The organism is Bacillus sp. FSL R5-0712, assembly GCF_038593285.1.
In the GTDB taxonomy this organism is placed as follows: domain Bacteria; phylum Bacillota; class Bacilli; order Bacillales; family Bacillaceae; genus Bacillus; species Bacillus safensis.
Genome location: NZ_CP151981.1, coordinates 3,349,588 through 3,363,857, shown reverse-complemented (window position 1 = coordinate 3,363,857; position 14,270 = coordinate 3,349,588). Strand labels below are relative to the sequence as shown.

13 protein-coding genes are annotated in these 14,270 nt (G+C 43.9%); 8 read left to right on the top strand and 5 right to left on the bottom strand.

The genetic code is table 11. The features are described from left to right. Positions 1-4: 4 nt before the first annotated feature. The 5 genes from NSU11_RS17350 to kduI all read right to left on the bottom strand — a co-directional run bounded on the left by NSU11_RS17350 (position 5) and on the right by kduI (position 5,426). Positions 5-1,150, bottom strand: coding sequence for a Ger(x)C family spore germination protein (locus tag NSU11_RS17350; RefSeq protein WP_024423663.1), 1,146 nt, complete (start codon positions 1,148-1,150; stop codon positions 5-7). Beyond that, entirely contained in the window at positions 1,147-2,247 is a 1,101-nt protein-coding gene (locus NSU11_RS17345; RefSeq protein ID WP_024423662.1) for a GerAB/ArcD/ProY family transporter, read from the bottom strand. Before NSU11_RS17345 ends, NSU11_RS17350 begins: the two co-directional genes overlap by 4 nt. 3 nt (positions 2,248-2,250) lie before the next feature. After that, the gene (locus NSU11_RS17340; RefSeq protein WP_024423661.1) at positions 2,251-3,717 is read right to left on the bottom strand and encodes a spore germination protein; all 1,467 of its coding nucleotides are present in this window, start codon (positions 3,715-3,717) and stop codon (positions 2,251-2,253) included. Between the two features lie 102 nt (positions 3,718-3,819). Further along, positions 3,820-4,593 carry a 2-dehydro-3-deoxy-D-gluconate 5-dehydrogenase KduD gene (gene kduD / locus NSU11_RS17335; protein WP_024423660.1) on the bottom strand — a complete coding sequence of 258 codons (774 nt, stop codon included), beginning with the start codon at positions 4,591-4,593 and terminating at the stop codon, positions 3,820-3,822. Positions 4,594-4,598: 5 nt separating this feature from the next. After that, positions 4,599-5,426 (bottom strand): 5-dehydro-4-deoxy-D-glucuronate isomerase, encoded by an 828-nt coding sequence (gene kduI / locus NSU11_RS17330; RefSeq protein ID WP_024423659.1) that lies wholly within the window; start codon positions 5,424-5,426, stop codon positions 4,599-4,601. A gap of 260 nt (positions 5,427-5,686) precedes the next feature. On the opposite strand from kduI, the gene NSU11_RS17325 reads away from it, so the two are divergent. From NSU11_RS17325 to NSU11_RS17290, 8 genes are all read left to right on the top strand, one after another. Further along, positions 5,687-6,697: a LacI family DNA-binding transcriptional regulator gene (locus NSU11_RS17325; RefSeq protein ID WP_024423658.1), complete on the top strand. Its 1,011-nt coding sequence runs from the start codon at positions 5,687-5,689 to the stop codon at positions 6,695-6,697. Positions 6,698-6,783: 86 nt separating this feature from the next. Beyond that, positions 6,784-7,800, top strand: a complete 1,017-nt coding sequence (locus NSU11_RS17320) for a sugar kinase (protein WP_342493693.1) — start codon at positions 6,784-6,786, stop codon at positions 7,798-7,800. Next, complete coding sequence (locus NSU11_RS17315) at positions 7,772-8,371, top strand: bifunctional 4-hydroxy-2-oxoglutarate aldolase/2-dehydro-3-deoxy-phosphogluconate aldolase (protein WP_044333326.1); 600 nt, start codon at positions 7,772-7,774, stop codon at positions 8,369-8,371. Before NSU11_RS17320 ends, NSU11_RS17315 begins: the two co-directional genes overlap by 29 nt. Positions 8,372-8,490: 119 nt before the next feature. Next, positions 8,491-8,946 carry a GNAT family N-acetyltransferase gene (locus NSU11_RS17310; RefSeq protein WP_044333324.1) on the top strand — a complete coding sequence of 152 codons (456 nt, stop codon included), beginning with the start codon at positions 8,491-8,493 and terminating at the stop codon, positions 8,944-8,946. A gap of 69 nt (positions 8,947-9,015) precedes the next feature. Then, entirely contained in the window at positions 9,016-10,017 is a 1,002-nt protein-coding gene (locus tag NSU11_RS17305; protein WP_198456609.1) for a sugar-binding protein, read from the top strand. Then, the gene (locus NSU11_RS17300; RefSeq protein WP_342493692.1) at positions 10,014-11,456 is read left to right on the top strand and encodes a histidine kinase; all 1,443 of its coding nucleotides are present in this window, start codon (positions 10,014-10,016) and stop codon (positions 11,454-11,456) included. The genes NSU11_RS17305 and NSU11_RS17300 overlap by 4 nt, the downstream gene beginning before the upstream one ends. Further along, positions 11,450-12,868 carry a response regulator gene (locus NSU11_RS17295; RefSeq protein WP_342493691.1) on the top strand — a complete coding sequence of 473 codons (1,419 nt, stop codon included), beginning with the start codon at positions 11,450-11,452 and terminating at the stop codon, positions 12,866-12,868. Before NSU11_RS17300 ends, NSU11_RS17295 begins: the two co-directional genes overlap by 7 nt. 103 nt (positions 12,869-12,971) lie before the next feature. After that, positions 12,972-14,237 carry an ABC transporter substrate-binding protein gene (locus NSU11_RS17290; RefSeq protein ID WP_029706335.1) on the top strand — a complete coding sequence of 422 codons (1,266 nt, stop codon included), beginning with the start codon at positions 12,972-12,974 and terminating at the stop codon, positions 14,235-14,237. Positions 14,238-14,270: the final 33 nt, after the last annotated feature.

Genomic DNA, 14,270 nt, shown 5'->3' with positions numbered 1-14,270 from the left:
GGTATTACCATTTGAAGCTTTTTGTTGCGCCTTCTGCGCCAAAGTTCAAGATGCTCACTTTGATGTCATACGTTATGTCTGCTTCTTGAAATAGTTTGTCCCATTCATCTCGATGCTGATCCCAATATTCAGGATACTTAATACGAAACTGCCGGCTTAAAAAAATAGGATCAACACCTACTTCATGTTGCATATGACTGACCGTTTTTTGTATGCGCTCTTTAATTTTACGAGAAAAAACCTTCTCAAATCGTTTGATGTACTGTTCATCGTATGAGTTTTCAGGGGGATATTGATCTTCTGACAATTTTCCATTTGTTTGTACGCTAATTTTAAAGGAAACCTTTCCATCTTTCAGATAGGGCTCGACCTTCGTTTTAGCTTTTTTTATTTCATACGTTATCGGGTAACCTTTGTAGGTGGCAGGTACAACTCCGCCTGAGATCCGATTCGTTACCCAGTTTAAATATTGGACATCCTTTGAAGAGATGAAACCGATCAGCTTTCTTGTTTTTCCGTGAATGATACCTGCCCCATCATAAATAAGTTCACCGTCTACCGCATCTACACTTTGCACAAGGAAGCTAACGCCCATCTGAAAGTAATCAGACGCCCGGCCAATACGTGTTGGCAGTGCGATTTTTCCGTTAAAGCTTCGGTTTTTGGATGTTTCGAAGATATGTTCAACCGGAACCTTTTGCTGTGATTTCAATTTTTGGTTGATGACTTTTGACGCATCTCCTCGTGACACGAGGAGATAGCTGCTGCGCCGAACCTCATCATCTCGAATAAAATGATTAAGTGTTCCTTGAATATCGTGATGCTCCGCTTGATTTCTGCCAAACAAGAAGATTTTCAGGTGATCACTATAGATCGGCGGGTCCTTCAAGGCGACATTACTGACAGCCTCAAGCACATTTTTTCCCCTCGAGACGACATTCACATAGCCGGGAGAATCGGCTTCTTGTGTTCCACCCGTTTTCGGTACAAGGTTTTGGTAGGTCAGCTTAACTTCATTCTCTTCTTCCTCATCTATGCCAACACCGCGTACAAACGATAGTTTTTCAATATCCTTTAAGTCCCAGCAGCCTGCTGATAAAAGGATAAGGCAGCAGGAAAAAAAGAATAACAGTATACGCCTTCTTTTCATGCAGAACGACCTCCCCATTTTTTGCGTATCATCAGCAGGATAGCAGTAATAAAAGGAATGGCTAAAACCGCGAACAATGCGTAGCCGAGTAAAGTAGAATAGTAAAAGACTTCATTAATATTTTTAGGGAAAAGTGAGAGTGCTGATGTAATCAAAAATAGCAGCCATAACAGTCTCGTTAAATTGGTTGTTTTAAAAACGGTGAAACAGCCTTTAATCGCAAACTGGAAAAAGCCCAGCATACAAATGAACTGCTGACACGTCCAGATCGTCAGTAAGAAAATATCAAATCGTTCGATAAACACCCCTTCAATTTCAAGCGCTTGAATGAGGGACACGGTTGGCCAGGTGAGAGATTTCGTTTCACCCACGGTCATGGAGCCAATCACTATAAAGAGTGTGAGGGAGTACACGAGAGACGTAATGCCAACGCCGATGGCAGCTGCCCATTTTGCCTTCGACCATTTGTCTTTATAAATGAGTGGCACGATAAACAAAATCACTTCAAAGCCTGTAAATTGAATAAAGGTTTGAGAGAACAGCTTACTAAAATCTTTAAAACCATGCGCCATCACAGGACGCAAATAATCAAAATCAAATATTTTCAAACAAAACAGCATGAGCGCTATGTAAATGACCATGGTGATTGGATAAATATAGGTCACCATTTTGACAACTGGAAAGATACCGCTTTTCAAATGATAGATCGCCACAAGTAGAAAAATCATTACAATCACTGCCATGGGAGTCGATTGCAGCAGGAAAAACTGGACCACTTCGCCAAGAACACGTGCCTCAAAGCCGACAATGCCTAGTAAATAGGCGACCAGCATTAAATTAAAGATCGTCCCGAAGAATGCCCCTGCTCCTTTTGTATTTGACTCAAAAATGGTGTCTGGTGCATTTTTTTCGGCAATCCACCCCAACAAAAAAGCAACGAAAGCAAAGATGACGCCCTGTATTAATACAATGATCCAGCCATCAGGGTATCCTGAATTGGCAGAACTGCGTGGAATGGTTAAAATTCCAGCGCCTATCATTGTAGAGCTGCAGAGGATGGTGACTTGTAACAATGATAGCCTTTCAGGTCTGTACATCGTTTAATCTCCTTGTCTTTTGAGATTTTTTATTTTTGCTGTTTTTGGTCTGGATTTAAATAGCCCGATTGGTAAACGAACGTACGTATCCTTTAGATCTGAAAACGGTGAAGACAACACTGGTGTGAAATAGTCAAAACCAAAGGTCTTTAATTGCATCAAGTGACAAAGCACAAATAAATAACACATGATTAAGCCGTATAATCCAAACAATGCTGAACTAAAAATCGCCATAAACCGCAAAATACGCAGTGGGAAACTAAAGTCATATGACGGCGCCGTGAAGTCAGCCAATGCAGTCAGTGACACAATAATCACCATTAAGGCACTGACGATATTAGCTTGGACAGCTGCCTGACCAATAATTACGCCGCCAATGAGCCCAATTGTCTGTCCGATGGCTCTTGGAAGCCGTAGTCCAGCTTCACGCAGCAGCTCTATCGTAAAAGACATGAGAATGGCTTCGACAACAGGAGGGAAGGGAACATTCTGCCTGCTGCCTGCGATGGTGAGTGCCATTCTTGTCGGTAATAAACCGGGATGATAAGAGACAAGTGCAATGTAAAGCCCGGGTAAAAAAATCGTGAGGAGCACGGCAATATAACGAAGTAAACGCAAAAGAGTCGCGCTTGTCCACCTCTGATAATAATCTTCCGGAGATTGCATTAAAGCTGTAAGTGTCATAGGTAAAATAAGGGCAAAAGGAGTCCCATCGAGCAAAATGGAGACTTTTCCTTCAAGCACAGATGCAATCACCCGGTCAGGACGTTCTGTGTTTTGAATTTGTGGAAAAATGGAGATGTGACTGTCCTCAATCAACTGTTCAATATAGCCGGTTTCAGGGATGTCATCCATTTTGATTTCGGTCATGCGTGATAGAACATCTTCTACTAGTTTAGGATCAGCAATATCGCGAACATACACAAGAGCAGCGGATTTTTTATTGCGAGTACCGATACTCACCTTTTGAATCACAAGATTTGGGTCGTTTGCCCGTTCACGGAGTAAAGCCGTGTTTTTTTCAAGATTCTCAATAAATCCGATCCGTGGTCCTCTCACTAGAACTTCAGATTGCGGCTCTTCTACTTCCCTAAATTGAAAAAGATTTGTATGGAGCGCAAGCGCTTGAGCCGCTCCATCTACAAATAAAATAGCCTTGCCGCTATATAACTGCTCGATGGCAAGGTTCATATCATCCAGCACATCATTTTGAATGCCAAAGAACGTTTTTGAAAGGGAGGAAAGTGTAGTAGAACCAACCTCAGTGATGTCGAGTTCCTTTTGCATTGGTGAAATGATTTGCTTAGAAAGCATCTCAAATTCTGTGAGTCCTTCAACGTACACGAGACATGCAGAAATAGTGGAAGGACCAAATGAAAAAGAGTGGAACACGATATCATCACTTCTTCCGGCAAAGCTTTTGACACGCTTAATGACGGACGCTATATCTTGTTCAATACGACTTTTCATAATACCTCACCCTCATCACATGTTTTTTATAGAGTGACTCGGAAGGTGGAGAATTATACAAATAGAAAAAAGAGAATCCTGGATAGGAATTCTCTCGTTTGTTTATCTTGCAAGCCATCCGCCATCAACAGCTAAAATGTGGCCGTTCATATAATCAGAAGCTGGTGAGCTAAGGAAAACAGCAGCACCGGCTAGATCCTCAGGCTTTCCCCAGCGCCCGGCGGGAATTCGTTTCAGAATCTCTTCATTTCGATTTTCATCGTCACGAATGGCTTGTGTGTTATTAGTCGCAATATACCCAGGCGCAATCGCATTCACTTGAATATGCTGGCTTGCCCATTCGTTGGCAAAAGCTTTCGTCAGCCCAGCGACAGCATGCTTACTTGCTGTATAAGCAGGGACAAAGACGCCGCCTTGAAACGATAGAAGGGAGGCGATATTAACGATTTTCCCTTGCCCATTTTTCAGCATCTGCTGTCCAACCTTTTGCGTGAGGAAAAAGAGACTGTTGATATTCACATCCATGACCGTATGCCAATCTTCCTCTGAATAGTGAGCCGCCTGCTCTCTTTTAATGGTTCCAGCATTATTGATTAAAATATCAATCGTATGCTTCTTTAATATGGCATCGACAGCCTGCTTTGCAGACTGAGGATTAGAAAAATCAACCTGAACCGCATGAAATGATCGGCCTGCCTGTTCGACAAGTGTCTTTGTTTCTTCAAGCGGTGTGTGATGGTACGTACCGATGATATCTGCACCTGATTTGGCAAGCGCGACGGCAATGCCTTGCCCAATGCCGGTTCCAGGACCTGTCACAAGGGCTGTTTTTCCTTCAAGGGAAAAGAGGGACGCTGCATATGAAGTTGTCATCATCCTCGTTACCTCAGCTGATCCATTGGGACAAAGTCCATATCTTTGAACGTATAGTTTTCGCCCGCCATTGCCCAAATAAATGAATAATTCGCTGTTCCTGAGCCTGAATGAATGGACCAGGCAGGTGAAATGACTGCTTCCTCATTTGCCACCACAAGATGTCTCGTTTCAGATGGCTCCCCCATAAAATGAAAGACCCGTGCATCCTCTTCGATATCAAGATATAAGTACACTTCCATCCGGCGATCATGAATATGAGCGGGCATCGTGTTCCATGTGTTATTGGTTTCAAGCTGAGTGATGCCCATCATGAGCTGACAGCTTTGGATGCCGTCTGCATGGATGACTTGATACAGGTTTCGTACGTTGGAAGCAGCTGCTTCCCCTAAGTGGTTTGGTGTTAATTCAGCGATGGCTGCTTTTTGCGTAGGGTACGCCCTGTGAGCCGTGGCTGATACTAAATAGAACTTGGCCTGCTCGCCTGATGAACTAGTAAACTGTACATCTTCGTGACCAAGGCCAATATATAAGAAATCTTTATGCTCCAGCACAAAGGCCTCACCATCAACAGTGACCGTTCCTTGTCCGCCGACATTCACAATCCCGATTTCTCGTCTTTCAAGAAAATACTCCGTCCGTAAAAAGTCTCCGGCATCTAGTGTGATTGGCTCAGCTGCCGGCATCGCTCCGCCAATCACCACGCGGTCTTCATGCGAGTAATAGAGCTTTAATTCACCACTGACAAACAGCGTAGGAATATGAAAATGACGACGAAGTTCCTCTGTAGTAAAACGTTTGACCTGCTCAGGATGTACAGCATAACGATTTTCCATTTGGATAAGCCTCCCTTTCCATCTGAAACAAATATTGATATTTTATTTGGTATCGGTTTCAAGGAAAATTTTAGAGGAAAAAGAGAGCGTCGTCAACCGTTATTTTGAAATCGCTTTCTTTTCCTCTGATTAAACGAATTTTTTCTATCATCATGCAAAAAAATCTTCTGAAATGCGTTCAATTATGATATGCTCTTTTTGAGTTTATTTGAAATCGGTTTCGAACCAAATGAGAAGATCAATTGTGGGAGTTTTTTTGAATGAAAGAGAAAAAGCAAACGAAAGTCACCATTAATGAAGTTGCAGCTTATGCAGGGGTCTCAAAATCAACTGTATCAAGATATATCAATGGCAGAACAAATGAAATTTCTTCAGAAAAGGTAAAAAAAATCAAGAAAGCCATTGAAGAACTCCATTATCGTCCGAGTCAGCTTGCTCAAGGATTGAAGGTCAGAAAAAGCAAGGTCATTGGGTTTATTGTAGCCGACATTACGAATCCATTCTCTGTGGCAACACTTCGCGGGGTCGAAGAGATTTGTGATGAAAATGGATACAGCATCATGGTGTGCAACACAGATAATCGTCCAGAAAAAGAACGGGAAATGCTCCTAAAGCTGAATGCACATTATATTGAAGGGCTCATCATCAATACGACAGGACAGAACAATGACATTCTGGAGGATTTTAAGAAAAACGGTGTACCGATTGTTCTTGTGGACCGGAAGCTGCCTGAACTGAAAGTCGACACAGTGACCACGAACAACCGTGATATCACCATCCGTTTGCTTCAAAAAATGTATGAGAAAGGCTATGATCACATCGCTTTCTTTACTGAGCCTGTCGATGGAATCAGCCCTCGTGAAGAACGAAAGGAAGCATATGAACAGACAGCTTTGAGTAAACATAAGAAGCCGATCATTGCAGAAATTGATTTAAAGCAAAAGGAACAAATGCGTGAAGAGATTGTCCGTTTTTTACAATCAAACGAACAGAAAAAAGCGATTTTAGCCGGTAATGGATTACTCATGCTGAAGCTGATTAGTGAACTTGTAGAGCTTGGGGTGAAGATACCTAAAGAGATAGGCATTGCAGGGTTTGATGATACAGAATGGTATAAGCTGATTGGACCTGGAATCACAACGGTTGCCCAGCCATCTCATGAAATGGGGAAAGCAGCCATGCAAAAAATCAAGTCGCGGCTAGAAGGGGATGAAAGTGCGCCCCAAACGATTCAGCTTGATGGAGAAATCATTGTGAGGAAATCTTTATAAATGATAGGCAGAGAAGAGTATACATACGTGCATGCTCTCTCTTTTTCAACCGATTTGAAACCGGTACCAAGAAAGGGGAGAAATGAGTGAAAGCGTTGGATGCGGTCACATTTGGGGAATCAATGGCGATGTTTTATGCAAAAGAAGTTGGAGAGCTTCATCAAGTGCATACATTTCAAAAGGCGCTTGCTGGTGCAGAGAGTAACGTGGCTGTCGGCTTGGCGAGGCTGGGCTTTCATGTGGGATGGGTGAGCAAAGTCGGAGCAGATTCACTTGGCACATTTATTTTAGAAGAGCTTCAAAAAGAAGGGGTCGATACAAGTGCAGTGCTCCGTTCAAATGATGGGTCTCAAACGGGAATCTTACTTAAATCAAAAGTGACGGAAGGAGACCCTGACGTCACGTATTATCGGAAAGGCTCTGCTGCGAGCAAAATGAGTCCAAGCGACTTTCCCGCCGCCTATTTTAAACAGGCAGGCCATCTTCATATGACTGGTATTCCGCCTGCCCTATCCAGTGAAATGAGAGCGTTTTCTTTTCATGCTCTTCAAGAAATGAAGGAAGCGGGCAAAACCATTTCATTTGATCCAAACCTAAGGCTTCAGCTATGGAAAGAGGAGAAAGATATGATTCAGACGGTGAATCATATCGCCTCACAATCGGATTGGTTTTTTCCAGGGCTTGCAGAAGGGCAAAGGCTCACAGGTTATCACGAGCCAGAAGAGATTGCAGATGTTTATTTGCAAAAAGGTGTCAAGCTAGTGGTCATTAAGCTAGGGGCAGAAGGTGCCTTTTATAAAAGTGCAGCCGGTCAGGGAATTGTGAATGGGTTTTATGTGCAGGATGTCGTAGACACAGTTGGAGCTGGTGATGGATTTGCAGTGGGGGTCATCAGCGGCTTGCTTGACGGCTTATCACATGAAAAATCCGTGACAAGAGGCAATGCGGTCGGGGCACTTGCAGTGATGTCTCCTGGCGATAAGGACGGACTGCCTACCCGGGAGGAGCTTCAGGCTTTTATGAAAGAAGCCAAACGATATCAAAGGCGGGAGTACATGAAAGGGGATGAGAGATATGGGAAAGTCAGCAAGTTTGAGCGTTAAAAAGCAGCTCGCGTCTTGTAAATTGATCGCAGTTGTGAGAGCGGGTAGTGAAGCAGAAGGTATTGAAATGATTGAGCGTTTAAAGAAAAAAGGAGTTCGTGCCATTGAAGTGACGTATACCACGCCAAATGCTGAACGCATCATCGCATCCTTTCAGGAGGAGCAGGACCTCATAGTAGGAGCGGGAACAATTACGACGCTGGAGCAGGCGCAATCAGCCATTGAGGCAGGTTCGCAGTTTATCGTTAGTCCAGGATACCTTCCTATGATTGGAGAACATCTTTCATTTTACGACACACTCTATGTACCAGGGGTTCTCACCCCGAGTGAAATCATGCAGGCAAAAGCAGATGGCTATTGCTTGCTCAAGCTTTTTCCGAGCGGCTCTTTCGGTTTATCCTATATGAAAAACTTACAAGGTCCATTTCCAGAAATTGAATTTATCCCTACGGGCGGCATTCATCCAGCTGATGTTCCAAAGTGGCTCAAAGCAGGCGCGGTGGCTGTTGGTGTCGGAAGTCAGCTTGAAAGCAGTACAGCAGAGGAATTACAAGCCGTTCTTTCTTCATAAATACTTGTCAAACGAACAAACAACTGGCTCGTTGATGCCGGTTGTTTGTTCGTTTATCTGACATAACAGCAGGTAAACATTTAACTCTTCACGTACAATGATCATGAAGGAGTGATTGAATGTACATTCTACAAGATGAACTCACGGATGGACGAATTGACCAGCTGATTACCGCACATATAGAAGAGATGAAGGAGCATTCGCCGCCAGAAAGCATTCATGCCCTTCCATTAACTGATTTAAAAAAGCAAGATGTCACCGTGTGGAGTGTGCGAGATGGAGAGGAGCTTCTTGGCTGCGGAGCGTTAAGGCAACTGTCAAGTGAACATGGGGAAATCAAATCGATGAGAACCGCAGCCCTCCATATGCGAAAAGGTGTAGCGAGATATATGCTGAATCATCTTCTCCAAGAGGCAAAACGGCGCGGCTACACACGTGTCAGCTTAGAGACAGGCGCAATGGCTTTCTTTGAACCAGCAAGAAAACTATATGAGAGCGCTGGGTTTCAGTATTGTCCGCCTTTTGGTACATATCAAGAAGATCCAAACAGTTTATTTATGACAAAGGAATTATAGAGGTCGAGAGAGTATGCTTATAAGCAGCTCTTTTTTTTATGCGGAAATAGTGGAAAGGAGGAGGACTCGGTGAAATTATCTAAGTGGATTGGAATGAGCGCATTTCTCACATTTTGTGTGGTATCTGTCATCTTCTTAACGTTATTAGGTCAAGATTTATTTAAAATTGAAAGCGCTTCCGATAAAGCGGAGTCAACGTATCAATATCATTTTGTCCTTGTACCGGAGGAACTTGATAATGAATATTGGCAGCTTGTACAAAAGGGAGCTGCGGATGCGGCAGACGTTCATCACGTGTATCTAGAATATTTGGGCCCAAAGCAAGCGGATGTAGACGATCATCTGAAAACTATTGATATGGCAATCGCTGGACATGTTGACGGCATTATGACACAGGGACTTGATGCGAAAAAATACAAACCGCTTTTTCAGAAGGCGAGGGAAAAAGGAATTGATGTTGTCACCGTCGATACAGATGCAGAGGGGAGCAAGCGACAAGTGTATGTAGGGACGGACAATTACTATTCAGGCTTTATCGCAGGACAGGCACTCATCGCAGATACAAAAGGTGAACAGTATGTAGGAATTGTCACAGGCAGGCTGGATGCCATTCATCAAAAGCTGCGTGTCAAAGGCTTTCGAGATGCAGTCTCTGCTGAAAAACGCATTCATATTGCTGGAATAGAAGAATCAGCCATTACGAAGTCAGGCGCCTCAGGTGCGGCTTATAAACTATTAAACGATCATGCGAAGCTCACCGCATTTTATGGTACAAGTGCGTTAGATGGTGCAGGCATCATTCAAGCAATCGCACAGTATCGATCATCCACTGATTTTTATGTGCTTGCATTTGACACATTGCCTGATACGATTCAGGCGCTTGATGATGGGACAATTGATGCTGTGGTCGTGCAGCATCCTTATGAAATGGGCTATCAAGCGGTTGAATCGCTTGTTCGTTTGCAGAAAGGTGAAAAAGAAGAACCGCTTCAGTACACGGGAACGAGTGTGATCCGGCGCGGGGATCTGCCTCTTCAGCAAACAGACAGAAAGCAGGGGATGCAGCCATGAGAAGGATTCGAAGTAAGCTGTTATTGGCATTTTTAATCCTTGTGCTTCTTGGCAACGTAGCCGCTTTTTTTGTCTACTGGAGCAGTTCAAAAATCACATCAGAATATAGCCGGAGCTTTCGTTCTTTTCTCCTGCTCAATGATATCTCGACAGAGGCGAAAACGATGTATGAAAAGGTCAATGCCTATGCCATTGAAAAGGATCGGAAGTTTGCCAAAGAATATCTTACGTCAAAGCAGAAAATGAAATCATACGATCAAGCGCTGCGAAAGGATGCCGGGCTTCATGCGGCGATTCCTTCTATTGAAAAATATCAATATATGATGCGGACGCTCATCAATGAAAGTGATGCGACCATGACGCATGTAAAAGAAGGGAAAATCGAAGAATATGCTGCAAGTGTGAAGGAAGTGAGAACCGTCTCCTCCTATATACAAGAGCAGACGATGACCCTGCTTGATGATGAATTATCTGAATACCAAGTACTCTATCAATCTCTTCAAAAAAGGCATCATACCTATGCGCTCTTTACCTTGTGCCTGTTTACGTTATCAATCGGGGTCGCCTTATGGATGGCTTATATGATTGCTGGCGGGATATCAAGACCCATTGTTCATCTGTCCCGAAGCGTAAAAGAAGTATCAGAAGGAAATTTTGATGGAGCGAATTTGCATGTCACCTCAAAGGATGAAATTTCTGTTTTAAATGAAGCCTTTCAGCGAATGCGGCAAGAGATGAAAATGATGATTGAAGAGATCAAACAAAAGGCAGCATTGGATCAAAAAATCAAAGACATGAAGCTAAAAACGCTGCAAAACCAAATGAACCCGCATTTTTTATTTAACACATTAAACATCGTTTCACGTATGGCTTACTTAGAATCAGCAGAAGCCACATCGAGGTTGATTCAATCCGTTTCCACGCTGATGCGGTATTCGCTGTCTGCTCTTAGTACATCCGTTACATTGGAACAAGAAGTGAAAGTGGTGAAAGAATATTTTCATATACAAGAAACGAGATTTGCCGATCGAATTACGTGCAAAATGTCCATCGATGAATCGTGTTTATCTGTGCATATCCCAAGTCTTACCTTACAGCCGCTTGTTGAAAATGCCTTTATTCATGGCGTCGAGCCAAAGGAGGAAGAGGGACTTGTCGAGCTCTCGATCTATCAAGAAGGCGGCTATGTGATGATTCGGATTCGGGACAATGGGATGGGCATCAATGAACAGGAGAAAAGAAGATTGCTGTCAGAAAAAGAAGAGGAAGATCCGAACATACTGAGTAAAGGCCACTCGACAGGAATCGGTCTTCGAAATGTAATGTCAAGACTGCGCTTGTTTTACGGGGTGCAAGATGCCCTTCAAATTGATTCAAAGCCAAACGAAGGCACCACCATACAATTGGCTATTCCGATGAAGGAGGGACCGGCATGCTGAACGTGCTGATTGTCGATGATGAAAAAATAGAACGGCTAGCGATGAGGAAGTTCTTAACCGAATGGCTTCCAGAGTGTCATATAGCAGGAGAAGCGGAAAATGGAAAGAAGGCGGTTGAATTCGTGCGATCTGAGTCCATTCATCTTGTGCTCATGGATATTCAGATGCCTGGCATGGATGGACTGACAGCGATCAAACAGATCAAAGCAATCAGTCCTCATACAAAATTCATTATGCTGACAGCCTACGATACATTCGATTATGCCAAGCAAGCGATGCAGGAAGGGGTGAAACAATACCTCGTCAAACCAGCTGACAAAGATGAAACCATCGCAGCCATTCGATTTGTAGCAGCAGAGATTCAGCAGGAGGCGACTCTGCGGCAGGCGGCAGCGGCCGATCAGCAGTCAAAGTGGCTTGAAGCGCATGTCATGAACGGTCAATCCTATACATCCATGGAGTTTCAACAACTATTCTCCGAATATGAAGCAGGTCTTATCATTGCTGTTCAGCGGACAGAAGGAGACCAGCTGTTGATCGATTTACAGAAATCTGCACGATTTCATACGGTGCCTATTCAGATGGGGGGAGAACTGTTTACATGCCTCATTTATAGTCAGCAGGGACCAGGTCAGCTAAAGGCAGAGGTGCTGCAAGCCATTCGAGCTGCCATGACAAACGGTCAGCCTTCACCTGTCGTTGGCATAGGGCACCCAGTCTCAAACCCGCTTCATCTTCAGAAAAGTGCAGCAGAGGCGAAGCTTTCCTATTATCAGCGAAAAAAGAGTGGCGGCGTTGTTCGTTATGGCTTTTACCAAACAGAGGTGAAGCCCGGTCCATTGATTCATCTGCCGGAGCTTGCAGACAGCATGATGCAGGCGCTCGAGGAAGGAAGAAGAGAGGATGCGCTGGCTTTATTTGATGCCTTTCAATTAGAGGGGGCGACGATTTCGCAGGTAAAAGAACTGCTGATTCTCTTCAAATCACGACTCCGTACAGACCTATCGATATTGACAATCAGCACCGCAGCTGAATGCCGCCAGTGCTGTGAACACCTATTTGATGTGTATGAAGCGAGAACCCAGACCATCAATGACATCGAGCGGGCAAAACGTTACATCAAAACATATTATTGTGAACAGATCACGCTTGAGCAAACGGCGGCTTATGTTGATTTAAGTCCCACCTATTTCACAAAACGATTTAAAGACGAGACGGGTCTGACATTTAAAGAGTATGTGACAGCCTGCCGGCTGGATAAGATCAAAAAGCTCCTCAAAGACAGCACGCTTAGCTTAAAAGAAATTACCTTTCAGGCAGGATATACAGATCCTAATTACGTCAGCCGTGTGTTTAAGAAGATGGTCGGCTGTTCACCGAAGGAATATCGAAAACGGGCCGTAAAAAAATGAAGAATTTCATAAAAAAGTGAAGAAGTTTGCCTGAAAAAAAGCAAGGATCTTCCATTATACTTATTTTGATAACGCTTACAAAATGGGGATAGGGGGATCAATTATGAAGTTTAAATTAGGCTTTACACTGCTGGCACTCTGTATGCTTATCGTCACTGCCTGCAGCTCATCGACGAACTCAGAGGCAAAAAAAGAAGGCGGAGCGGAAAAACTCGAAATTTTCTCTTGGTGGACAGGAGCAGGTGAGGAAGACGGGCTGAAGGCACTCATCCAATTGTTTGAAGAGAAGAATAAAGACATTCCAATTGAAAATGCAGCCGTCGCAGGTGGTGCTGGTACGAATGCAAAGGCTGTCCTGACTAGCCGTATGCAGGGAAATGATCCGCCTGCTACGTTTCAAGTGCATGGCGGGGCGGAGCTGAATGAGAGCTGGGTCGCGGCAGGCAAAATGGAGCCTCTGGATGATTTATATGAAAAAGAAGGCTGGAAAGACAAATTTCCAGAATCACTGATTGACCTTGTCAGCAAAGATGGGAAAATCTATTCCGTGCCAGTGAACATTCACAGGGGCAATGTGCTTTGGTATAACAAGAAGGTATTTGATGATGCAGGCTTAGAGCCGCCAACGACATTTGATGAATTTTTCAAAACAGCAGATGCATTAAAGAAAAAAGGAATCACACCACTTGCACTTGGAGATAAGGAGCCTTGGGCAGCGACTCATTTGTTTGAAAGTGTCTTGCTGGGTGTATTAGGTGCAGATGGTTATCAAAAACTTTGGGCTGGCGACATGAAAATGGATGACCCGAAAGTGAAGGAAGCGGCAGACATCTTTGGACGTATGCTCGAATACGTCAATGACGATCACAGTTCACGTAACTGGCAGGATGCCTCACAGCTCGTGGCAAAAGGAGAAGCGGCAATGAATGTCATGGGCGACTGGGCGAAGGGGTACTTTGTGAATGATCTTGATTTGAAGGTGAATCAAGACTTTGGATACGCGGCGACTCCTGGAACGGAAGGAAGCTTTATGGTGATCACCGATACATTTGGACTGCCAAAGGGTGTGAAACAGCCAGAAAACGTGAAGAAATTCTTATCCGTTTTAGGATCTGTGGAAGGACAGGATGCGTTTAATCCGCTAAAAGGATCGATTCCAGCACGTGTGGATGCAGATGTATCAAAATATGATGAATACGGAAAATCGGCGATGAAGGCATTTAAAGAGTCAAAACTGGCGCCGTCTCTTGCTCATGGCTCAGCTGCTGAAGAAGGGTTTGTGACAAAAGCAAATCAAGCCGTCAATATCTTCGTGACACAAAAAGACAGCAGTCAGTTTGTTTCATCTTTAAAAGATGCAATGAAATAAAGACGAAGGAGGCGGCGGCTAGGCACCGCCTCT

Excerpts from the sequence above, each read along its gene's own strand:
- kduD (WP_024423660.1), bottom strand. The coding sequence starts at position 4,593 with ATGATGACAACTTCATATGCAGCGTCCCTCTTTTCCCTTGAAGGAAAA.
- NSU11_RS17325 (WP_024423658.1), top strand. The coding sequence starts at position 5,687 with ATGAAAGAGAAAAAGCAAACGAAAGTCACCATTAATGAAGTTGCAGCT.
- kduI (WP_024423659.1), bottom strand. The coding sequence starts at position 5,426 with ATGGAAAATCGTTATGCTGTACATCCTGAGCAGGTCAAACGTTTTACT.
- NSU11_RS17340 (WP_024423661.1), bottom strand. The coding sequence starts at position 3,717 with ATGAAAAGTCGTATTGAACAAGATATAGCGTCCGTCATTAAGCGTGTC.
- NSU11_RS17350 (WP_024423663.1), bottom strand. The coding sequence starts at position 1,150 with ATGAAAAGAAGGCGTATACTGTTATTCTTTTTTTCCTGCTGCCTTATC.
- NSU11_RS17310 (WP_044333324.1), top strand. The coding sequence starts at position 8,491 with ATGTACATTCTACAAGATGAACTCACGGATGGACGAATTGACCAGCTG.
- NSU11_RS17300 (WP_342493692.1), top strand. The coding sequence starts at position 10,014 with ATGAGAAGGATTCGAAGTAAGCTGTTATTGGCATTTTTAATCCTTGTG.
- NSU11_RS17345 (WP_024423662.1), bottom strand. The coding sequence starts at position 2,247 with ATGTACAGACCTGAAAGGCTATCATTGTTACAAGTCACCATCCTCTGC.
- NSU11_RS17315 (WP_044333326.1), top strand. The coding sequence starts at position 7,772 with ATGGGAAAGTCAGCAAGTTTGAGCGTTAAAAAGCAGCTCGCGTCTTGT.
- NSU11_RS17295 (WP_342493691.1), top strand. The coding sequence starts at position 11,450 with ATGCTGAACGTGCTGATTGTCGATGATGAAAAAATAGAACGGCTAGCG.
- NSU11_RS17290 (WP_029706335.1), top strand. The coding sequence starts at position 12,972 with ATGAAGTTTAAATTAGGCTTTACACTGCTGGCACTCTGTATGCTTATC.